This window comes from Lactobacillus sp. XV31L, assembly GCF_059900865.1.
In genome coordinates this window covers 23,200-45,593 of record NZ_JBWXGC010000004.1, presented here as the reverse complement: position 1 = coordinate 45,593, position 22,394 = coordinate 23,200, and the positions used below count along the sequence as shown (strand labels likewise).

Below are 22,394 nucleotides of genomic sequence, written 5' to 3'. Positions count from 1 at the left end.
TGTCCTTTTTTGCGTACTTAATTACTGGGAGATAATTATGTACGCAGCACTTTTAAATAATCAGCTGATATTGGCTACAACTGCAGCGAAATGGACTAAGAAAGCCAACTTGCAAGGACATAAATTTTTATGTCCGCATTGTCAAAGGAAAGTGCAATTGATTGTTAGGGCTAATGGATCTTACTTCAAGCATGAAAGACGGGTTGGGACAGCAATTAATGAGCAAGAAGAACATGCCTTGAGTAAGCAGTTGCTGCATAATGCGCTACTAGAGGCCAATTTTGCTGCCCGTGTTGAAGTTGCACTGGCTGCTGGTCAATTACGTGCCGATGTCTTAGCCAGTCCGCAGCTAGCCTTTGAAGTCCAGTGTGCGCCTTTGGGCAAGAGTGAGTTTAGTCACCGTCACTTACTTTACCAGCAGATTGGCATCAAGGATATCTGGATAGTGGGGAAGCGCCATTACTTGCGCCAGCACATCAAAAAAACACAACTCATTTTCTTTTGTGAAAATAAGTTGTGGCATGACTATTATTTAGAAATTGCCCCCTATGACCAACAATTGCGGCTTAAGTATAATGTTATGCTTGAGCCACTAACGCAGAAAGTCCATTATCAAGCAGCCTCTTTTGCTTTGAATGCATCAGGCTTGAGCAAATTGTGGCATTTCCAACCAAAATTAAAAAATTACCAGGTTAATGCGGTTAAGCAGCGCCAATACCTGCAAGTAAATTTGGCCCAAAAGACAAATAAGGGGATGCAAATTGCGACTATGCTCTATGACCAACATTTAAGCATTAATGACCTTCCCGCTTGGGTGTTCAGCAGGATGCGTCACGTAAATTCGGCTAATAATGCAAGCGCCTATCTTAAATCAACCGCAGGCGTTTAGCTGGGTAGTATTCTTCTTTTTGGGTGCAGCCTTCGCTCTTAAACAGGGCAATGAGCTTGTCATGTGCCACTGCGCCTTCAACCAAGATACCATTGTAGTTGTCCGTATCATTAAAAATAATGGTGGTAGGGATGTTGTGAACGTTGAATTGACGGGCCAAATTTTTGTCCAGTTGAATTGAATCTTCGATATAGTTGCTAATTCCAGGGTTGGTAATTTGGCTGTAGTCCAGATTTAGCTTTTGGGCAATTTTTTCAGGCAAGTCAGGTGAATAATGGGAGAAGTTCTTGCTGACTGCGCGTTGCATGTTCACTAAAAATGAGCGTGCTTTTTTGTTGCCGTATTCAAACTTAATAGCATGGTAATTGCGCAGAGCTTGGTAAGAAGCCATTGTATATTGCGAAATATTGCCCATCTGTTGACAGTTCTTTTTGCGTCGAATAATATCTTCCTTAATTACCTTCGGATTGGTGATAGGAACAAAGTGGAGGCAGGTGTTGATATTGAGTTCATCGACCGCTTTTTGAATCAAGATTTCTGTATCATAGCAGTATATGCCAATGGGATTAACAAAGAGAAAAATCTCAAACATGATCAGGCTCCTTTATAAGTGATTAACTGATTTATTTTACTGCATACCTAGTCGTAGGTTGAAAATGGATACTTACGTATTCACATTTTAGCACGATGAGTGAAAGCGCGCGCAATTTTTGCTTGGTTTTTGGTACTGGCATTTGAAGTGAAATGGTAATCTTCTTTTAGTTGCGCTAAAACTTTTTTGATTAAGTCAGGCTGGGAATTTTCAATTTCAAGTTCATAGTCTGCATAGCCGTCAGGGTAAGTACTCTTGTCAAGCGTTAATTCGCAGCTCTTAGGGCCTGTAACCAGTGTGCGCTGCGTCTTGCTATAAGTCTGCAAGTGTAGCTGGATAGTTGGGGGAAAATGCTTTTTAAGATAGCTGCCAACATTGCCATGGAAGCTAAAGTCCACCTGCTTTTGACTGCCCTCAACTAATTCTTGGGCCCTTTTATGAGGCAAGGCATCATTAATCTCGATGGCCTCGTGAAAGTTTTGTTGAATGGGACTAGGATTGGGTACTTTCAAAGTTTGTTCAGCATTGCTACTGAATATCCTAATGCGACAGCTTGTGCGAGCTCTTTTGAGAACACCATCATCAGTGTCAAAGTAGTAGTTGGCTTGGCTAAAGCTGCTTTTAGTAGGAAAGTCAGCAAGCAGTTTCTGGTAAATTGCTTGTGGCAATATGATTTTGGCTTCAATTTCAGTATTTTGGGCCATTTGATTTTACTCCTTTCTAGTTTTAGCATGCCTTTAAAGACAGTCAAAGTACTTCTTAAATAGCCTGTCATAAATTACTATTGGTCCGAATTTTTGAGCAGTTTGTTTCTGCTTTCACAGCGTAGTACTTATCATTTTCGGTCAAGGTTGGGTCATTAGTCAAAAATTTAGCTTATGAAAACATGAAAATATCCTAGCTTGCTTTTGATAATTAAGGATAAAAAAGCAATAAAACCGGAGGATTGCTATAGGACTTGACTTGGCAAAATTAATTAGCTTATCATATTTTGAAATAGCTGTTATTTTATCCGAAAAATCAAGCTGGACAAAAATCGTTAAATGGCAAGGAAAGATGCCTAATTGCCTAAAGAAAAGGGCAAGACATTTAATATTCTGCTTGCACAATGAAATTGCTATCATAGGTTTTATGTTAAAATAAGTATGCTGTTTGAGAAAGGAACTATTTCTATGAAAATGGACTGGGATAATTTTTTATGGCCTTATGACGAGGCCGTTAGAGAATTAAAGGTCAAATTTCGTTCCCTGAGGCAGAGCTTTTTGACTAAAGGGGAACTATCACCAATTGAATTTGTGGTCGGACGGGTAAAGGCGGTTGATTCAATTAAAGAAAAAATGAAGCGACGCGTTATTAGCTCAGACGTGATCGAAACTGACATGCAAGACATAGCGGGAATTAGGATTGTCTGCCAATTTGTCGATGACATATACAAGGTGGTGGACTTGATCCATGCTCGTGAAGACATGGAAGTGGTTGAGGAGCGGGACTATGTTCAAAACGCAAAACCGTCGGGCTACCGGTCCTACCACATGGTGATTTCTTACATAGTTTATTTGCCAGATGGCCCCAAAAAGCTGCTGGCTGAAATTCAAATTCGGACACTGGCGATGAACTTCTGGGCAACGGTTGAGCATACATTGAGTTACAAGTACCAGGGTTCATATCCTGATGACATTTCTAAACGATTAAAGTCAACTGCAGAATCTGCCTACAAGCTGGATGAGGAGATGTCGCTAATCAAGGACGAAGTCCAAGAAGCGCAGAAGATTTTTACCAAAAACAAGGGCAAGGAAAAATAATGAGGATCACAATCGCCCACAACACAAATGCGGAAACGTTGAAGGTGGTGGCACATCTTCGTAAGGTGCTGGAAGATAAGGAGAGCGTTGTCTTTGATGCCAAATACCCTGATGTTGTGATTACTGTCGGCGGCGATGGCACATTAATTAACGCCTTTCACCGCTATGAAAGTCAGATCAGCACCATCCGTTTTATTGGTATTCATACTGGCCACTTGGGCTTTTATACTGATTGGCGCAGTGACGGTGTGGACAAGATGGTTGATGCACTTTTTTTGCATGAACCGGAAACGGCGAGATATCCGCTGCTTGAAGTGGAACTAGTGACAGAAGCAGGAGAAAAGCAATACCGCTTGGCGCTGAATGAGTCAGCAGTCAAGTGCGTTTCGCATACCTTGGAAGCTAATGTCTATATCGATGGCAATTTTTTTGAAAATTTTCGCGGTGATGGCCTTTGTGTTTCTACCCCAACTGGGTCAACAGGCTACAATAAGTCTTTGGGCGGTGCCGTGATTCATCCGCAGCTTAAGGCCTTGCAAATGGCTGAAATCGCATCGATTAACAACCGGGTCTTTCGTACGCTGTCGTCACCAATCGTAATTGCGCCCCAGCAGCAAATTACGATTGTGCCTAAAAATGATCACTTTGTAATGACTGTCGACGGTAACCGCATTAACGTGCGCAATGCCAAGAAGATTAACTACCGTATTTCTACCAAGGCGATCCGCTTTGACCGTTTCGGCCACACCCATTTTTGGTCCCGCGTCCAGAGCGCCTTTATTGGAGATGACAATGACCCTATTTAAACTCACAGTTCACGGACAAGGCCCCTTGCGATTGGGGACTTTTTTAATGAAAAATGGTTTTTCCAAGCAGGCGGTGAACGATGCCAAGAATTGTGGCGGCTTGCTCCTGGTCAACCACCGCCGGCGCTACACAAACTATCAGCTTCATCAAGGCGATGAGGTAATTTTCGTGCCGGGCAAAGAAAAGCCTAATCCCTGGCTTAAACCATCTTTTGAGCCTTTGACAATAATTAAAGAGACCAAGAATTACCTGGTGGTGAATAAGCCAGCCGGACTGCTTTCAATTCCATCGCGCTATGACGATAATGCACTGGTTAATCGGGTGCTGGGTTACTTTGCCCAAGAAAAGCTGCTTAACGTTAAGCCTCATGTAGTAACGCGGTTAGATCGTGATACGTCAGGACTGGTTTTGATCGGAAAGAATGCAATTGCACATGCACGCTTTAGCAAGTTGAAAAAGAATGACTTTGTCAAAAAATACCATGCGATTGTGCACGGAAATTTTGCGGACAATGAACTATCGGGAGTCATCAATGCTCCAATTGGTCGGGTTGGAAATGCAGTGGTGCGCTCGATTGATTCCCACGGCAAGACCGCCATTACTGCATATCAAGTTCTGGAACAAGTGCCAAACGCTAGCCTGGTTGAATTGCGACTGTACACGGGCCGCACCCACCAGATTCGCTTGCATATGCAGCATGTCGGTCATCCCCTATTTGGCGATCCACTCTATGGCATTTCAGACAGCTTTAGTAGACAAGCGCTTAATTGCTTTTATTTAGCATTTCCTGATCCCTTCGATGAGGGTAGGCCAGTGGAAGTGGCAGTGCCAGATCCACATGATATGCAGACCTTGTGGCTTAATTCTAAGTAAATTTTGGATAAAAACAACACTTTTAGTGGCTGATAAAACTAATTAAATAACGAAAATTTGCCCCCAAAATATTTCATTAAATCAAAAAGATTGATAGTAGCAGTAATGATATAGTATACTTAAAACATATTTGATAACTATCGATATTATAAGGGGATAAACATGAATAAATACCAAGGTAATAAGAAGTTGCTAGTTACTAGCGTTATTGTAGCTGCATTAGGACTGCTAGCAATGGCAAACCAGACAACAGTCAATGCAGCTAAGGTGCCTGTCAAGAAAACAGTTGCACTAAAAAAGGGTATCCGCAAGACCAAGCAAGTTACTCTAAGGACAGGTAAAAGTCGCGCAGGAGTTAAGGCAATATCTCCAGCGGTTGGTCAGACTGCTAACGACCTTGTGCGATCAGGCACAGTCGCAATCGATGGCACCAATTATAATCAATATTTCACCCAAACTAATGATGCTGTTAACGGATATGACCCGAATACCAATGTTCAAACAATGACCAGTGGTTCCAGTAAGGTTGCCAAAATTTATTCCAGCGAAATGGTTAACCTGAACAGCAATTTCAGTTTTACCGGTTCTATTAATCTTGGTACATATGGTGAAATTAATGGGGCTAAAGGCATTGCCAATGGAATGGATATTGGTTTCGTAAAGAAGCAGGGGCAGGATGACAATCCTAAAGAACGATTCTCTTATTGGCACATAGCTACTTGGTATGACCATAATGATGCAATGGATGCACATGCTTTCTTTATTACTACTGATAATCAGGGTAATGCTACTAGTGAACCACGTCCTGATCACAAGATGATTCCGCTTGTGAGCCTCAACCAAGCGCAAGATAATCCAATAACCTTTCAGTATACAGGCGCAGACAGAACAATGACGGTAAAGCTGACCATTAATAAGGGCATGCCTAATGAGCAGACGTTTACTTCTTCCAAGCAGATTACCTTTGACACGGATCATCCGTTCTATTACTTTACCGTTTCTTCTACTTCTGGGGATCTGCCAACCGTGCAGTCGATTAAAATTACATCCTTAACTGATGAAACTGTTCGTCAAATTACGGTCAACCCTGGTGATCCTAACCCAGTAGATCCTAGCATTAGGCTTGATACGGTCAGGGAAATCAAGCGGAAAATCAACTATACCGGCGCACCAAGGCCAATTAGCAGTGTTACTCAGTCTAAAACTTTTTCGCGAACAGCCGCGATTGACGCTGCAACTGGAGTGGTGATTTCATATGGCAACTGGGATAAGGCCAACGATATTTTAGAAGAAGTGAAATCACCTGAAATAGCAGGTTATTTGCCGAATTTAGCCAAAGTACCTGCAGAAATAATTACAGCAGACAGTTATGTGGTTTCACCACAGCTTGTCTCCTATCAAGCAATTCCTAATCTCAATTCTGCTAGTGGTGGAACGGTAGTAGTAATGCAGCCCGCAAGCAATAATAACCTGACTGTACCAGCTAAGACTGAAAAAGTCACCGTGAAACACAACGCATACTTATACGACAAGCAAGGTCAGCGCATTGATGATGCACGTGTCATTGCTGGCTCAGTTGTAAAGGCAGTAGGCAAGAAGGTAATAAGTGGTCAGGGTTACTATGAACTACCGGGCGATATGTTTATTGCTGCGGGCAACATTGACGGTACAAGCATGAAGCTTACGCACAATTCCTACCTGTACAACCAGTTTGGCAAACGCCGCGGTAAGAAGGTACTTAAGAAAAACCAAAAGGTCAGAACATACGGCAATGCTGTTAAGATTAAGGGCAGCAAGTATTACATTATTGATAATAACCGTTATGTGAAGGCAGCAAACTTTAAATAATTAAATTAAGCCATAAAAAAACGCTTGAGAATTTCTCAAGTGTTTTTGTTTTCCCCTTTATTCTTGAAATTGGACACAAGTGCCTTCAGGAACAGCGGTATCTTTTTGAATTGGGGTCAGACAGCCGTCTTCTGAGCTTCGCGAATACAGCGTGACGTTGTCTGTATTTTGGTTGGTAACGACCACGTATCGTTGTGACGGGTCCCAGTTGAAGTCGCGTGGAAATTCACCGCAAGTTGACACTCGTTGGCGTAGCTGCAGCGTGTGGTCATCATTCACTGCAAAGACAGTGATAGAATCGTGACCGCGATTTGAAATATAGATGAACTTGCCATCACGGCAAATTCTGATGGCAGCAGCACCATTGTGGTCAGTAAATTCATTTGGAATAGTGTCGTAGGTTGCAATGCTGGTAAAAGTCCAATCTTTTTCGTTGAACTTAACCAGGTTGACCTTGCTGGCCAGTTCGCCCACAACATAGAAGTAATGTCCATCGGGACTAAAGACGATGTGCCGACTGCCAAAGCCAGCATCGTTTTGGTAGCTAGCTAGGTGAAGCAAATGATTGTTTTCAAGTCGGTAAAAGTCGACCCGGTCATTGCCTAAATCGCAACTGACCAGGTTGCCTGCAGGTGTTTCATCAAAAAAATGGGGATGGGGTCCGTCAGCTTGTTCAGGCTGGGGTCCGATGGTGTCTGCAGTATGAGTAACGGAATCCACTAGGGTAAGCTCACCGTCGACGGTATAAGAAAAAACAGCTAAAACCGCAGTGTGGTAGTTGGCCGTATAAAGCAATTTTTGCTTACGGTTGATGCCGATGTAAGCAGGCGATGAACCTGGCGTCAAGTAGGACGATTTTTCTGTATAGTGTCCCGCGCTCTGCTTAAAGGCGGTGATTCCGCCTTGATCGCCTGCGTTGGTAATAGCAAAAAGCAAGTCGCCATCAATTACAAAATAAGTGGGCCCGCCAATTTTAATTATTTCATGGGCTGCCCCTAACTGTACTTGACCATCTTTTGCTTGGGTCACAGGCAGTTCATAAATTCCCGTAGCCTTCTTTTTGGTATAGCCGCCGATCAATACTTTCATTATTAAGCCTCCATTACTCTAAAGATATTGTTTACTAACCAGTATAGCACGACTTAAATGGACTAGTTGGGCCGTGTTACTGTGATCCCAAAAATAAAGATCTAGCAAAGAAAACCGTCGATATATTAGTTAAGCAGTTTTTGTTATGCTAAAATTAGGTCTTAAGGAGCTTGTATAAGGAGCACAAAAAATGAAGTGGATTTCAACGATTGCAAGGATAGGCAAACAGGCAATTGAACCCAAGGGCAACATGGTTTTGCTTTTTGGTGAGAAGGTCACCCATGACCTAGCTGATGTAGCGGTCATGCAGAAATTTGCAGATGAAACGCCCTTGAACGGCTTTGTCTTCAAGCAGGGTGACACAATTACGATTGATGGGCAGACCTATGTGGCAAGTTATGTAGGTGCCATGGTTGAAAGTGACATGAAGGCTTTGGGCCATATGACGCTCTTTTTCAATTCCAAAAAGCCCCGCAATCCTTTGGCGAATGCGGTATACTTGGAACCTGCTTTTGAGCAGACCCTACCAGAATTTAATGTTGGCGATGACATTATTTATGAACACATTTAGGATGAGATGATGGATTACGAAAACAAGCATAAAAAGCAAACGGTTTTTCGAAAATGGTTTTTGAACAACCGCTTTAGTATTGCACTAGTTAATATCTTACTGTTCCTTGTAGTTATCTGGCTCTTCAACCAGGTTTCCTTTGTGTTGAACCCTGCACGTTTGTTTGTCAGCGCGGTCTTGCCGCCTTTGATGCTGGCCCTCATTCAGTTCTACATTATGAATCCTTTGGTAGACACTTTGGAACGCAAGTTTAAGGTGCCGCGGTTGATAACTATTCTTGTGCTTTTCCTCTTAGTTGCGGTTTTGCTAGTATGGATTATCAATACGTTGCTGCCGGTGGTCCAAGGCCAGGTTAATTCTCTCATTGAGCACTGGCCACACATCTGGAAGGATGCATCAATTGCAATCCAGAACACATTGAGAAGTCCGCAGCTGCACAGCGTTAAGAATAATATTAATGATGTAATTACGCGGGCCCAAGACACCTTATTCAAGTCTGGACAAGATACAATCAATGCAGCATTGACTAATATCTCTTCTGCAATTAGTGTTGTGACGATCATCTTCATGACAGTTGTGACTGCACCCTTTATTTTGTTCTTCATGTTAAAAGATGCGCACAACTTGCGTCCGTACCTGACTCAATTTGCCCCAAAACGCTGGCAAAATGGTTTTAGTGAGCTGCTTTATGAAATAAACACTGCTTTAGCTTCCTACATTAGGGGTCAGATTACAGTTGCCTTTTGGGTCGGTGTGATGTTTGCTATAGGCTATAGTCTAATAGGCCTGCAGTATGGAATTGCATTGGCAGTTTTGAGTGCTTTCTTGAACTTGATTCCCTACTTTGGCACCTTTATTGCCTTTATTCCAGCAATTGTGATTGCAATCATGATGTCAGTACCAATGGTCATCAAGGTGTTGGTTGTCTTTGTACTTGAGCAAACCATTGAGTCACGGATTATCAGTCCCTTGGTTATGGGCAACAAGATGGAGATGCACCCAGTGACTACGATATTGGTGCTGATTGGCTCCAGTGCAGTTGGTGGACTATGGGGCGTTATTTTCGGCATTCCTATTTATGCCATCCTGAAGATCATTACCCTGCGTATTTATAACTACTACCGTAAGGTTTCCAAAGTATTTGGAGAGGATGAGAGTACATCTTTGACCACTAAGAACACTGGCAACGACCAGGAGTGACGAAGAATTAAAAAAGTGTGGTCACGCAGTACCACACTTTTTATATTAAGGAGAAAAAAGTGACGAATCACGTTGTTTTATATGAACCATTAATGCCTGCCAACACAGGCAATATCGCCCGCACCTGTGCAGGCACTAATACAGTACTTGATTTGATTGAGCCACTGGGCTTTCAGATTGATGATAAGAAGATGAAGCGGGCAGGGCTTGATTATTGGGATAAGGTTGATGTCCGTCGCCATGCTGATTTGGCCGCTTTTTTGGAAAAGCTGGGGCCGCAAGACGAACTCTACCTTATTTCTAAGTTTTCATCAAAAAATTATGCTGAAGTTGACTATACTGAACACGGTAAGAATTATTATTTTATTTTTGGCAAGGAAACAACTGGTCTACCGGAAACGTTTATGCGAGAATATTATGAACGGAACTTGCGGATTCCTATGTCAGACAACATCCGCTGCTACAACCTGGCCAATTCGGTGGCAATAGTCTTGCTTGAAGCGCTGCGTCAGCAAGGCTTTCCCAATATGGAGACTGACCATCACTATGAAAATGACAAGTTGAAAGATAATTATGAGCGGCCAGGACGCTATGAACGCAACTTAAAAGGAGAATAAAAATGGATTTTACAAAAGAAACACCAGTAATGGTCAAGAATTTTCATTATGATATCAATGAAGAAGCAGAAACTAAGGACCAGGTTAACTTTGGCCTGAAAAAAGTGGAAAAGCAAAACGAGGATGGCACAACGGATGAAGGTAAGGACGGCAACTACTTTGAAGTGACTGTTGTCTTTGATGTGGCACCGGCTCCAGGACAATTCTCTGTCAGTGGGATGATCAGTCAGATTGTCCAGCTTAAGGATTATTTTGGCGATGGCAGTGACTTATCTAAGAATGATTACAAGCTGCTTAGTCGACCACTAGTTGAGTATATTGAAACCCTAACTTATGAAGTTACCCAAATTACGCTGGATGAGCCGGTTAATTTGAACTTCCAAGCCAACTTTTAGTTTTTGATTAGGTGAAATTATGCCTAAGAAAAAAAGAAAAACCACTAAAGCACGTAAGAAGGCCCAAAATACTGGCTTAACGTGGGCTATTGTTGGTCTTGTCCAATTAATTATTGCCTTGTTAGCATTTGCCAGATTTGGGATATTAGGCAAGCAAATTGCCAATGTCTTTCGCTTGTTTTTTGGCAACTCATATATGCTGGCAGCAGGTTTGTGTGCTGTTTTTGGGCTAGTGATGGTAATTTACAATAAGCCTTTGCACTTTAAGTTTAAACGTGGCAGTGGCCTGTTTTTAGCCATTCTTGGCTTCTTGATTATCCAAAGCGGTCTCTACTTTGAGCGGGAACTGGTCAACAGCGCCTTTATGAATGCCTTTTGGCACGAAATGAGCGCTGAATTTGCACGCGGTGCCATTACGGAATCTGTTGGTGGCGGTATTATTGGTGCGCTTTGTTACCAACTGTTTTACCCACTCCTAGGACATATTGGTCTCAGAGTCTTTGCTTGTTTATTTATTCCAATCGGGATTTTAATGTTCTTTGATGTTAAGTTTGCTGATGTTATTCGTAAGTTTCAATCATTTAGCCAGCTTTTTATCACTAAAAACAAGGAAGCTGGCAGCAAACTAAAGGATAAATACAGCCTTTTGCGTGAGCAGCAAGAACAAAAGCGGGAAGAAAAAAGAGCGCAAGATCTGGAGGACCCGCTTTCAGGCGAGTCACCAGTCTTTCCTGACGTTGATGACTTTACCGGTGGGGACGAGCAGGTCACAGAAGATGAGTCTGCTGATTTTGCTATGTCTTCTAATGCAAACAATAGTGAAAAAGACGAAAGTGCTGAGCCTCAGATTCAATATGCTGACACAGAAGAAAAACCAAGTTCAGCAGATTCGCTTACTTCTGCTGACCAGTTGCCTAAGGCGCACTCTTTTGCCGATGAAGATAAGAAGATGCTGCAAGAATTAGGCGAGATAGACCATGGGGAATTAAAGCAAACCACCAAGGCGAATTCTGAATATCACAAGCCGCCCTTAAGGCTGCTCGATCATGTGCAAAATGTTGACCAATCAACGGATAAGGTTCTGATTAGAAAGAATACCCAGACTCTGCAGTCAACCTTTAAGAGTTTTGGCGTAAATGTAATTATTAAAAAAGCAATTCTTGGTCCCACGATCACGCGCTATGAGATTCAACCGGCAGTCGGCGTTAAGGTGAGTCGAATTGTCAACCTCGCTGATGATTTAGCATTGGCCCTTGCTGCTAAGGATATTAGAATTGAAGCTCCTATTCCAGGCAAGCCCTTTATTGGGATTGAAGTGCCTAACCGGGCTACTTCGGTTGTTGCGTTTAAAGATGTGATTCAAAATCAGGATGCCAGTGCCAAAAAGGATCCGATGGAAGTGCCTCTGGGTAAAGATGTCAGTGGGCAAATTGTGTCAGCTAACTTGGCTGAAATGCCCCACCTGCTGATTGCAGGATCAACTGGGTCAGGCAAGTCGGTTGCAATTAACACTATTTTGACCAGTATATTAATGAAGTCGATGCCAGACCAAGTAAAATTAATCCTGATTGACCCAAAGATGGTCGAATTGTCTGTTTATAATGGGGTGCCCCACTTGCTGATTCCGGTTGTCACTGATGCCAAACTTGCAGCTAATGCTTTAGGCAAGGCCGTTAAAGAAATGGAGCGACGATACAAGCTATTTGCCGCAAGTGGTGCGCGTAACATGGATGAATATAATGAACAAGTGCGAATCAATAACCAAGACAAGACCAAACCCGTCATGGCAACTCTCCCCTATGTTTTAGTCGTTGTTGATGAGTTGAGCGACTTGATGATGGTTGGTGGCCATGACGTTGAAGGCGCAATTGTCCGCCTAGGTCAAATGGCACGTGCTGCTGGCATTCATATGATTTTAGCTACTCAACGACCAAGTGTTGATGTCATTACCGGTTTGATCAAGGCCAATGTGCCTTCGCGGATTTCTTTTGCTGTTTCTAGTGGTATTGACTCGCGGACGATTTTGGACCAAACCGGGGCAGAAAAGCTGCTTGGACGAGGCGACATGCTCTACATGCCGGTTGGTGCTTCTAAGCCAGAGCGTATCCAGGGTGCTTACATAGCTTCTCACGAAGTCGAAAAAGTTATTTCCTGGGTCAAAGACCAGCAAAAGCCTGAGTATGACAAGGAAATGATTCCGCAAAAGGGTGAAGAAACTACTGGTGCAGAAGAACAACCAGAAGATGAGTTATATGACCAAGCTGTTGACTTAGTCAGGCGCCAGCAGACAGCTAGCGTTTCGATGCTGCAGCGGCGGTTTCGAATTGGTTACAACCGAGCAGCCAGAATGGTTGATGATATGGAGCAAAAGGGTGTAGTGGGACCATCAGAAGGTTCAAAGCCCCGCCAGGTTCTTTTGCCCCCACCAAAAAGCGAAGAGGGCAGTTAATTTTTAAGAAAGTTTAGCATGTCTGTGTTTTATACTGCTTTAACCAAAAATAATGGTAAAATTAAACCGAATCATATGTTTGGAAAAAGCATTAGCAGTAGAGCAACATACTTTACTTAATTAATGGTTAGAAGCAGAAAAGGAAAGATCATGCAGCGAGCGATTATCTTTGGCGCTACTGGCGGAATTGGCCAAGCGATTTGTGCCGATTTGGCACGGACAGGCTGGTCACTTTATCTTCACTGCAGTCATAATTGGTCTGCAGCCCGTGATCTCAGTCAACGCTTCAGCGAGCAATATCCCCAGCAGGATTTTATTCCAGTTAAGCTTGATTTCCTGGCTCAAGATAATGACCTGGCGGCATTCACTGCAGGGCTCTTGCCTGTCAATGCCGCTATTTTTGCCCAAGGGATAACAGACTATAACTTTGTTAACAATGAAGATATGGGCAAGATTGCAGAGATTATGCAGGTTGACCTTGTAACGCCGATCAAACTGACCAGTCTATTAGAGCCACAACTGGTTAAAAACGACTTCAGCCGGATTGTTTATCTTGGGTCGGTCTATGGTGCAAATGGTAGTGCCATGGAAGCCGTATATAGTTCGGCCAAGGCCGGACTTTCACGTTTTAGCCAAAGTTATGCCCGTGAGGTGGCTTCAACTAACTTGACAGTCAATGTGATTGCGCCTGGGGCAGTTAATACGGCAATGAATTTGCTGTTTGCTGCTGAAACAATGGAAGAAGTCAGAGGCGAAATTCCAGCTGGACGTTTAGCTGAAGGCAGCGACGTTGCTTACTGGGTTACAACGCTGCTCGATAGGCGGTCAGCTTACTTAACGGGACAAACAATTTATGTGACTGGCGGATGGCTGAAATAATGCTAAAATTAATTATAAATATGTGATATACTCAATGTAGAAAATAGAGAATTAAAGGGGTAATTATGGCGGATATCGGAGAGAAATTACGCAGTGCCAGAGAGGCAAAAGGCCTTTCAATTGAGGATATTGAAAAAGCAACTAAGATTCAGAGTAGATATCTGACAGCAATTGAACAGAATGATTTTGACAAGCTTCCGGGCGACTTTTATGTTCGAGCTTTTATTAGACAGTATGCTCAAATTGTCGGCTTGGATGGCAAGGAGTTGCTCAGTGAATTTCATCAGGAAATTCCCAAGGCTGAACCAGAAGAGTATGTCAAAGACTCGATTGACAACAAAAGTGAAGAAGTACGCAAGACAACCAGCAGCAAGAAGAAGATCTGGAAAGATTATCTGCCGCGGATCTTTGTTGGCGTAGGAATCATTGTTGTTGTGTTGGGTTGCTATGTTGTTTATGCGCATTTTTCCGCCAATAATAATCAAAACAATAACTCTGCAAGTGATGTGGCCATTTCTTCTGAAAATTCACACAAGCGCAAGAAAGCTAAAAAAGTTAAGAAGAATCCAGTAAAAATCAAGGAGCTAGCCGTCAACCAGTACCAAGTTACTGGTTTGAAGAAGAACCGTAACTTGGTAGTTCGTGCTGGTGACCAGGCTACCACTGTTTCTATTGCAATGAATGGTGTTACCCAGGATAGTCAAACTTTAGCAGCTGGGCTTAAGCACACGCTGAGCATTCCAAAAACAGCTCAGTCTGTCGTTGTTACCTTCAGTAATGCATTGGGTACTTCAATTTCTATTGGGGGCAGCAAGGTTCCTTATAATGCCCAAAGTGCAGGTCTTACATTGACCTTCTTTATTGGCAACCACCACACGACTCAGTCTAATCAAAATACCAATAACCAGCAGAATCATTCTGGTTCTACTGCTAACAATTCTGGGACTAATCACGTCAACCGGCAAAATCAGGGTCAAAACAAAACCCATGGCACTAATAACAATTCCGGCACAAACAATAGCCAACAAACAAGCCAGACTAATCAGTCTAACCAAAATAATGGTCAAACTGGTCACGATACTAGTCAGACCAACGGTAGCGGACAGGGCAATCATTCTGGAAGCTCATCGTCTGGCAATAATGGCGGTCATAACTAAACACTGTATAGAGGAGAAAGTTAAGAATGAATTTACCTAATAAGTTGACGGTTTTAAGAATTTTACTGATTCCAGTCTTCATTTTGATTGTAATTTTTGGTGGAGATGCCAGTATTAAAGTTGCTGGGAGTACAGTATACTGGCGATTGGTGATTGCAGCAATAGTGTTTGCAGTTGCTTCTGCCACGGACTGGTTTGATGGACATATTGCCCGGGCTAATAATTTGGTAACTAATTTTGGCAAGTTTGCGGATCCCTTAGCAGACAAGATGCTCACCATGACGGCATTCATCATGTTGGTTTCGCTTAATTTAGCGCCAGCATGGGTTGTTGCTATCATTATTTGTCGTGAGCTAGCTGTTACCGGCCTTAGATTGATTTTGGCTGAAAACAAAGGCCAGGTTATGGCCGCTGCAATGCCAGGCAAGATTAAGACAACATCCCAGATGCTGTCAATTATCTTTTTATTGATTGGCAACTTCTATAATATTGGAACGATCTTACTGTATATTGCCCTAATCTTTACCATTTACTCTGGTTGGGACTACTTCCATAGTTCATGGGATATTTTTAAGGGTTCAATGTAGCCTCTTTTAAAATTAACCTGCAAAACACTAACTCTGTTAGTGTTTTTTGCTTGCTCTTTTTAGCGAGAGGTCTTTTGGCAAACGGAGAAGTTTGCTTAAGACCTACAGCATTGTTAAGATAAAATTAGACAATTAGTGAAAAAGGGGGAATTTTATGGTGAAAAAGCTACCAATGGTTGAATTTAAGGATGTCACAAGACTATATCCCAAGATGAAAAAACCAGCTGTTGAAAATGTCAGTTTCAAAATAGAACAAGGTGAATTTTGCTGTCTTATTGGCACTTCGGGCTCTGGCAAGACTACATTAATGCGGATGATCAACCGCATGAATAGTGTGACCAAGGGTGAAGTGCTGGTTGAAGGCAAGAACGTTAAGTCGTTTAATCCAGTGGACCTGCGCCGCCGCATTGGCTATGTTATTCAGAGCAATGGACTGATGCCGCACATGACGATTCGGGATAATATTGTCCTTGTTCCTAAATTATTGAAGTGGCCGAAGGACAAGTTGGACAGTGAAGCACATAAGCTGATTAAACTGGCAGAGCTTCCTGATTCCTTCCTTGATCGTTACCCAGCAGAATTATCAGGTGGCCAGCAACAACGTATTGGCGTAGTCCGGGCCCTGGCTGCCAATCAAAAATTGATTTTAATGGATGAACCCTTTGGAGCTCTTGATCCCATCACTCGTGAGAGCTTGCAAAATCTTGTGCAAAACTTGCAGATGCAATTAGGCAAAACAATTGTCTTTGTCACTCATGATATGGATGAAGCGTTAAAACTTGCTACCAAGATTGTTGTTTTGCATGACGGTCAGTTAATTCAAGTTGGTACAGCTGACGATATCTTGCATCACCCGGCAAACGACTTTGTTAAGAGCCTAATCGGCGAAGAGCGCCTATCTGAGGCAAGATACGATACGGTTAAGGTTAAAAATGTGATGTCAACTGCTCCAGTTAAGATTAATTTGGGAGCGTCTTTGACTGAAGCTTTGACCATGATGAAAGAACACCACGTTGACACCTTACTGGTTGTTGATGACGATAACCACTTAAAGGGCTACATCTCGATTGATGATTTGCAACGCAAGTACCTGAAGTCGCGCAGTGTTAGCGATATTCTCATTACCAACTTTGCTGCAGTAGCTCCTGATGAGTACTTACGCGATAATTTTCGCCGCATTTTAAGTCGGACTGGCCAGTATGTTCCAGTGGTTGATGGTGATCAGCACCTAGTGGGAATTGTGACTAGGTCCAGCTTAGTAAATGTGGTATATGAAAAAATATGGGGCGATAAAAGCTCTGCAAGTGACCATTCACAAAAAGAGGCGAACTAAAATGTCAGTCTTTTTAGCTCAGCATGGTTCAGAATTGATTGTCAAAACTTGGCAGCAAATATACATTGCAGCCATTTCTTTGGCTTTAGGCATTATTGTTGCTATTCCGCTCAGCATTGTTTTACTAAAGTTTCCGCGAACGGCTAAGGTGGTAATTGCCATCGCCAGCATGTTGCAAACTATTCCAGCTCTTGCACTTTTAGCAATAATGATTCCCTTTTTTGGGGTTGGTCAAATACCAGCTATTATTGCACTTTTCTTGTATAGCCTAATGCCAATACTGCGCAACACCTATGTTGGCTTGACTGGTGTTAATCCTGATACGATTGATTCGGCTCGCGGACTTGGCATGACCAATATGCAGTTGATTATGCAAGTTGATATCCCACTAGCAATGCCTGTTATTATGGCTGGTATTCGGCTGTCAGCGATTTATGTTATCGCCTGGGCAACTTTAGCCTCTTACGTGGGAGCAGGCGGCTTGGGCGATTTTATCTTTAATGGCCTCAGCTTGTACCAGCCTGACTTGATCTTGGGTGGAACGATTCCAGTAATCATCCTGGCGTTGTTAGTAGACTACCTGTTAGGTAAACTTGAGCGCAAGATTACGCCAAAGGGGCTATAAGGGGATTATATGATGAGAAAACACTTAAAAAAGTTGTTATTATTGTTCCTGGTCTTCTTGGTTATGGGAGTCACAAGTGCATGTGGCTTGCCCGGATTAGCAGATACTCAGGGAAGTAGTGAGAATATCCGCATAACAGCCCTAACAACTACGGAATCGCAAATTGTTGCCAATATTATTGCCCAGTTGATTGAACATGAAACACCTTACCAGGCATCGATTATCAACAACTTGGGTTCAGCGCCTATGCAGCACCAAGCCTTGCTTCGTCATGATGCTGATATTCAGGCTGCTGCTTATGATGGCGGAGAACTGACAGCCAACTTGCTGCTAGCACCGATTAAAGACTCCCAAAAAGCCAATGACACAGTTCGTCGCGAAGTTAAAAAGCGCTGGGATCAAACCTACTTGCCTACTTATGGCTTTGCGAACAACTATGCCTTCATGGTGGGTAAAAAAGACCAGCAAAAATATCATTTATATAAGATTTCTGACTTGAAAAAGGTAAAGGACAAGTTTTCTTTTGGAGTCGCATCTGAATGGGTTAATGCTCCAGGAGTGGGCTACCCAGCCTTTCAGTCGGCATATGGGATGACTTTTACCAAGGCGCACCCCATGAACATTGGGTTAGTTTACTCCGCCTTAAAGAGCGGGAAAATGAATGTCATTTTGGGCTATTCAACTGATGGTCGAATTGACAGTTACAAGTTGCAGCTGCTTAAAGACGACAAGCACTTTTTCCCACCGTATAACTGTGGCATGTTGATCAATAACTACTTGCTGCGTGAGCATCCCGAGCTTAAACCGCTGTTGCAGCGCTTGGTTGGCAATATTAGCGTGCATGACATTCGTAAAATGAACTTTCAAGTTGATGACAAGCTGCTGGAACCAGCAACAGTTGCACACCAATTTTTGGAGCAGCATAATTACTTTAAGGGGGAAAAATAATGGCAAACTTATCTTTATGGCGGCAGTTTATCTATTATTACCAGCATAATGGCTCTTATGTTTTAGAACAGTTTAACCGTACCTTCTTGATTTCAATTTATGGGGTTCTGATTGCTGCAATCATAGGCATTCCAATTGGTATTTTTATTTCCCGTAATGCTCACTTAGGCGATTTTGTAGTAGAAATTGCCAACTTTATCCAAACTATTCCCTCGCTTGCCTTACTATCAATTATCATGATTGGACTGGGTCTTGGCGTTATGACCGTTATTGTGACCGTAACGCTATATTCCCTGCTGCCGATTATCAAGAATACTTATACAGGTATGCGCAACGTTGACAAGGATGTCATTGATTCCGGCAAGGGGATGGGCATGACCAAGTTGCAGATACTGTACATGGTTCGTCTGCCTCTATCCATGTCTGTAATTATTGCAGGGCTAAAAAATGCACTAGTGATTGCGATTGGCATCACCTCTATTGGCTCGTTTGTGGGAGCTGGTGGACTGGGCGATATTATTATTCGTGGCACTAATGCCACGAATGGCAGTGCGATTATTTTAGCAGGGGCTCTACCAACAGCTTTGATGGCGATCTTTGCTGATCTCTTCTTGAACTTTGTGCAAAAGTGGCTGCAGCCAAGAGGGCTGAGAAAGTAATTTTAAAGTAAAAGGGGCTTTTTTGCGTAATTAATAATACAGGTTAAGAAATTGAAACGTTTGTTCGCTTTTTCTTGCAAATAGCAATTGAATCAAAGTATAATTAATGAGTATTAATTAACGATTATTAGAGGAGGAAAAAAAGTCTTGGCCAAAGATGAAAAGAAGGCTGCATTAGACGCGGCACTGAAGAAGATTGAGAAGAATTTTGGCAAGGGTGCCGTTATGCGCATGGGCGATAAGGCAAATACCAAGATCTCAACTATCCCGTCAGGTTCACTTGCACTAGATGCCGCACTTGGTGTGGGTGGCTACCCCCGCGGAAGAATAGTTGAAATTTACGGGCCGGAATCTTCCGGTAAGACTACAGTTGCACTCCATGCGGTAGCTGAAGTCCAAAAACGGGGCGGCACAGCGGCTTATATTGACGCTGAAAACGCAATGGACCCGGCTTATGCTGAAGCCTTGGGCGTTGACGTTGATTCCCTTATTCTGTCGCAGCCTAACACAGGGGAAGAGGGCCTCCAGATTGCTGATACCTTGATTACTAGTGGGGCAATTGATATTTTAATTGTCGATTCAGTTGCGGCCTTAGTCCCACAGGCTGAAATCGATGGTGAAATGGGTGACAGTCACGTGGGCCTGCAAGCACGGTTAATGAGCCAGGCACTGCGCAAGCTATCTGGTAATATCAATAAGACTAAAACAATTGCGATTTTCATTAACCAAATTCGTGAAAAAGTTGGTATTATGTTTGGTAACCCAGAGACTACGCCAGGTGGACGTGCGCTTAAGTTCTATGCCACTGTCCGTCTTGAGATTAGAAGGGCAGAAAAGATCAAGCAGACTGGTGGCGAAATTACTGGCAATCGCGTTAAGATCAAGGTGGTCAAGAACAAGGTTGCCCCGCCATTCAAAGTTGCAGAAGTTGACATGATGTACGGCAAAGGGATTTCTCAAAGCGGCGAGCTGCTCGATATGGCTGCTGAAAAGGGCATTGTTGACAAGGCAGGTTCCTGGTACTCATATAATGATGAACGAATCGGCCAGGGCCGCGAAAATGCGAAGAAGTACCTGGAAGAGCATCCAGACATTTATGAGGACGTCGAACAGCAAGTTCGTCATGCTTTTGGCATTGATGAAGATGCAATTGCTGATCGGGAAGACCCAGAAAAGGTAAAGGAAAAGAAGGCGCAAGCAGCCAAGTCCGTAGAAAAGGGGGCTTCTGACAAAAAGGAAGCCAATAACAAAAGCAATTAAAGTTGAAGAAATTAACCTTGACCTGTAAAGTGGTCAAGGTTTTTTGCTATTAATTGACATAATCCCCACGTTTCTTTATCATTAGTATTGTGTAAATAATCTTAAAAACAAAAAAAGGCGATAGTAATCATGACAAATAAAATTTTGATTCCCGTCGCGATTGCTATAATTTCAATTTTATTGGGCATAGGTATTGGATACATTATCCGCAAGGATATATGGGAAAAGAAGGCGCGAAATGCGCAAAACGATGCCAACCATATTTTAACCGAAGCAAAAGCACAGCTAGCTGCAGCCAAGGCCGAAGTTAAGGCTGAAAAGCAGGCAGCTGAGCAGAGTGCGCAAAACGTAAAGAAAGAAAAAATTCTTGAAGCTCAAGAAAAAATTCAGGACTACCGGCAAAAAGTTGAGGATGAGTTAAACGTCAAACGTGATGCCATTGCACGCGACGACAACCGCTTAAAGCAGCGTGAAGATACACTTGATCACAAGAACGCTTTGCTGGTAGAGCATGAAAGTGAACTAACCAAGAAGGAGGACCAATTAAAGCAGGAACATTCTGAACTTAAGCAAAAGATTCAGGAGGCAAATGATTTAGTTGACCAAAGTCAGCAAAAACTCTATGAAGTTGCCCAGTTAGACCAGGAGCAGGCTAAAAAGCTGGTCTTGACCCAGTTGTCTGAGAGCTTATTCAAGGAGCGGGCTGAAATGATTAGAAGCAGCAATGAAGAAGTTCAAGCTAAAGCTGATCATTATGCTCGCAAGGTGATTATTGATGCGATTCAAAGCAGTTCTGCAGATACAGTTGCTGAGACCACCGTTTCAGTAGTCGACCTTCCCAACGAAGAGATGAAGGGCCGAATCATCGGACGTGAAGGCCGTAACATTCGGTCCTTTGAAGCCCTCACTGGCGTTGATTTAATCATTGACGATACACCTAAGGTAGTTACCCTTAGTGGTTTTGATGCGATTAGACGTGAGATTGCTAAACGGGCAATGGAGCGTTTAATTAAAGATGGCCGGATTCATCCAGCCCGCATTGAAGAAATGGTTGATAAGGCACGCAAGGAAGTCAACGATGATATTTACGAAGCTGGTGAAAGCGCCTTAATGGAACTTGGGATTCACAGGATGAACCCTGAGCTGGTTAAGGTCTTGGGCAGACTCAAATATCGGACTTCTTATGGACAAAATGTCTTGGGACATTCGATTGAAGTTGCCAAATTAGCTGGCACAATGGCAGCTGAGCTCGGTTTAAATGAAAAATTAGCGGTTCGCGCGGGATTATTACACGATATTGGAAAAGCCATCGATCATGATATTGAAGGTTCACACGTTGAAATTGGCGTGGAATTAACCAGAAAGCACCATGAATCAGATGTAGTTGTTAACGCAATTGCGGCACACCACGGGGATGTACCGAAGTTATCGTTTATTGCTGAACTGGTCGTTGCGGCAGATACAATTTCATCTGCTCGGCCAGGAGCAAGAAGTGAAAGTTTGGAAAACTATATTAGACGGTTAACTGAGCTGGAACAAATTGCCAAGCGGCATGATGGAGTCAAGCAAGCATATGCCATCCAGGCTGGACGTGAAGTCCGAGTCATGGTAGAACCAGAAAAGATTTCAGATGATCGCATAACTGTTTTGGCCCGAGATATTCGTAATCAAGTTGAAAAGGAATTGGATTACCCAGGTAATATCAAAATTACTGTCATTCGGGAAAAAAGAGTAGTTGCAGTTGCAAAATAGCCAAAAAGGTTGAATTTCTTAATTCAACCTTTTTATTTAAGGTAAAAAAGATAATTTGCCCA

The 22,394-nt window shown here is 42.8% G+C and carries 22 protein-coding genes; 19 read left to right on the top strand and 3 right to left on the bottom strand.

What is annotated here, in order from left to right; translation table 11 throughout:
• The first annotated feature begins 37 nt into the window (after window positions 1-37).
• Window positions 38-889, top strand: a complete 852-nt coding sequence (locus AC2JF7_RS03630; protein ID WP_500727210.1) for a competence protein CoiA family protein — start codon at window positions 38-40, stop codon at window positions 887-889.
• Here the strand turns inward: AC2JF7_RS03630 and AC2JF7_RS03625 are convergent.
• Window positions 867-1,481, bottom strand: coding sequence for a DsbA family protein (locus AC2JF7_RS03625; RefSeq protein WP_500727208.1), 615 nt, complete (start codon window positions 1,479-1,481; stop codon window positions 867-869). The two genes, AC2JF7_RS03630 and AC2JF7_RS03625, sit on opposite strands and share 23 nt — an antisense overlap.
• Before the next feature lie 80 nt (window positions 1,482-1,561).
• Window positions 1,562-2,185: a CYTH domain-containing protein gene (locus AC2JF7_RS03620; protein WP_500727207.1), complete on the bottom strand. Its 624-nt coding sequence runs from the start codon at window positions 2,183-2,185 to the stop codon at window positions 1,562-1,564.
• A 468-nt stretch (window positions 2,186-2,653) separates the two neighbouring features.
• Between AC2JF7_RS03620 and yjbM the strand changes: the two genes are divergently transcribed.
• From yjbM to AC2JF7_RS03600, 4 genes are all read left to right on the top strand, one after another.
• Window positions 2,654-3,283 carry a GTP diphosphokinase gene (gene yjbM / locus AC2JF7_RS03615; protein ID WP_500727206.1) on the top strand — a complete coding sequence of 210 codons (630 nt, stop codon included), beginning with the start codon at window positions 2,654-2,656 and terminating at the stop codon, window positions 3,281-3,283.
• The gene (locus tag AC2JF7_RS03610) at window positions 3,283-4,089 is read left to right on the top strand and encodes an NAD kinase (RefSeq protein WP_500727204.1); all 807 of its coding nucleotides are present in this window, start codon (window positions 3,283-3,285) and stop codon (window positions 4,087-4,089) included. Before yjbM ends, AC2JF7_RS03610 begins: the two co-directional genes overlap by 1 nt.
• Window positions 4,076-4,963, top strand: a complete 888-nt coding sequence (locus tag AC2JF7_RS03605; protein WP_500727202.1) for an RluA family pseudouridine synthase — start codon at window positions 4,076-4,078, stop codon at window positions 4,961-4,963. The genes AC2JF7_RS03610 and AC2JF7_RS03605 overlap by 14 nt, the downstream gene beginning before the upstream one ends.
• 162 nt (window positions 4,964-5,125) lie before the next feature.
• Window positions 5,126-6,811 (top strand): SLAP domain-containing protein, encoded by a 1,686-nt coding sequence (locus tag AC2JF7_RS03600; RefSeq protein ID WP_500727201.1) that lies wholly within the window; start codon window positions 5,126-5,128, stop codon window positions 6,809-6,811.
• Window positions 6,812-6,868: 57 nt separating this feature from the next.
• Here AC2JF7_RS03600 and AC2JF7_RS03595 read toward each other — a convergent pair whose 3' ends face one another.
• Window positions 6,869-7,900: a lactonase family protein gene (locus AC2JF7_RS03595; protein WP_500727199.1), complete on the bottom strand. Its 1,032-nt coding sequence runs from the start codon at window positions 7,898-7,900 to the stop codon at window positions 6,869-6,871.
• A 190-nt stretch (window positions 7,901-8,090) separates the two neighbouring features.
• On the opposite strand from AC2JF7_RS03595, the gene AC2JF7_RS03590 reads away from it, so the two are divergent.
• From AC2JF7_RS03590 to rny, 14 genes are all read left to right on the top strand, one after another.
• Window positions 8,091-8,471, top strand: a complete 381-nt coding sequence (locus AC2JF7_RS03590; RefSeq protein ID WP_500727198.1) for a PTS glucitol/sorbitol transporter subunit IIA — start codon at window positions 8,091-8,093, stop codon at window positions 8,469-8,471.
• A 9-nt stretch (window positions 8,472-8,480) separates the two neighbouring features.
• Window positions 8,481-9,671 (top strand): AI-2E family transporter, encoded by a 1,191-nt coding sequence (locus AC2JF7_RS03585; protein ID WP_500727383.1) that lies wholly within the window; start codon window positions 8,481-8,483, stop codon window positions 9,669-9,671.
• A 59-nt stretch (window positions 9,672-9,730) separates the two neighbouring features.
• The gene (locus tag AC2JF7_RS03580; RefSeq protein WP_500727196.1) at window positions 9,731-10,288 is read left to right on the top strand and encodes a tRNA (cytidine(34)-2'-O)-methyltransferase; all 558 of its coding nucleotides are present in this window, start codon (window positions 9,731-9,733) and stop codon (window positions 10,286-10,288) included.
• Window positions 10,289-10,290: 2 nt separating this feature from the next.
• On the top strand, window positions 10,291-10,683 hold the full coding sequence (locus AC2JF7_RS03575; RefSeq protein WP_500727195.1) for a DUF1149 family protein: 393 nt from the start codon (window positions 10,291-10,293) through the stop codon (window positions 10,681-10,683).
• A gap of 19 nt (window positions 10,684-10,702) precedes the next feature.
• Entirely contained in the window at window positions 10,703-13,132 is a 2,430-nt protein-coding gene (locus tag AC2JF7_RS03570) for an FtsK/SpoIIIE family DNA translocase (RefSeq protein ID WP_500727193.1), read from the top strand.
• Window positions 13,133-13,282: 150 nt separating this feature from the next.
• A complete protein-coding gene (ymfI, locus tag AC2JF7_RS03565; RefSeq protein WP_500727381.1) occupies window positions 13,283-14,011 on the top strand; it encodes an elongation factor P 5-aminopentanone reductase in 729 nt (242 codons plus the stop codon).
• Window positions 14,012-14,076: 65 nt separating this feature from the next.
• Window positions 14,077-15,168 carry a helix-turn-helix domain-containing protein gene (locus AC2JF7_RS03560; protein ID WP_500727191.1) on the top strand — a complete coding sequence of 364 codons (1,092 nt, stop codon included), beginning with the start codon at window positions 14,077-14,079 and terminating at the stop codon, window positions 15,166-15,168.
• A gap of 26 nt (window positions 15,169-15,194) precedes the next feature.
• Entirely contained in the window at window positions 15,195-15,755 is a 561-nt protein-coding gene (pgsA, locus tag AC2JF7_RS03555; RefSeq protein ID WP_500727189.1) for a CDP-diacylglycerol--glycerol-3-phosphate 3-phosphatidyltransferase, read from the top strand.
• Between the two features lie 154 nt (window positions 15,756-15,909).
• Window positions 15,910-17,088, top strand: coding sequence for a betaine/proline/choline family ABC transporter ATP-binding protein (locus AC2JF7_RS03550; RefSeq protein WP_500727187.1), 1,179 nt, complete (start codon window positions 15,910-15,912; stop codon window positions 17,086-17,088).
• Between the two features lies 1 nt (window position 17,089).
• Entirely contained in the window at window positions 17,090-17,713 is a 624-nt protein-coding gene (locus AC2JF7_RS03545; protein ID WP_500727185.1) for an ABC transporter permease, read from the top strand.
• Window positions 17,714-17,725: 12 nt separating this feature from the next.
• Window positions 17,726-18,661, top strand: a complete 936-nt coding sequence (locus AC2JF7_RS03540) for an osmoprotectant ABC transporter substrate-binding protein (RefSeq protein ID WP_500727379.1) — start codon at window positions 17,726-17,728, stop codon at window positions 18,659-18,661.
• Complete coding sequence (locus tag AC2JF7_RS03535) at window positions 18,661-19,320, top strand: ABC transporter permease (protein ID WP_500727182.1); 660 nt, start codon at window positions 18,661-18,663, stop codon at window positions 19,318-19,320. Before AC2JF7_RS03540 ends, AC2JF7_RS03535 begins: the two co-directional genes overlap by 1 nt.
• Before the next feature lie 147 nt (window positions 19,321-19,467).
• Entirely contained in the window at window positions 19,468-20,580 is a 1,113-nt protein-coding gene (gene recA / locus AC2JF7_RS03530) for a recombinase RecA (RefSeq protein WP_500727180.1), read from the top strand.
• A 129-nt stretch (window positions 20,581-20,709) separates the two neighbouring features.
• On the top strand, window positions 20,710-22,332 hold the full coding sequence (gene rny, locus AC2JF7_RS03525) for a ribonuclease Y (protein ID WP_500727178.1): 1,623 nt from the start codon (window positions 20,710-20,712) through the stop codon (window positions 22,330-22,332).
• The last annotated feature ends 62 nt before the right edge of the window (window positions 22,333-22,394 follow it).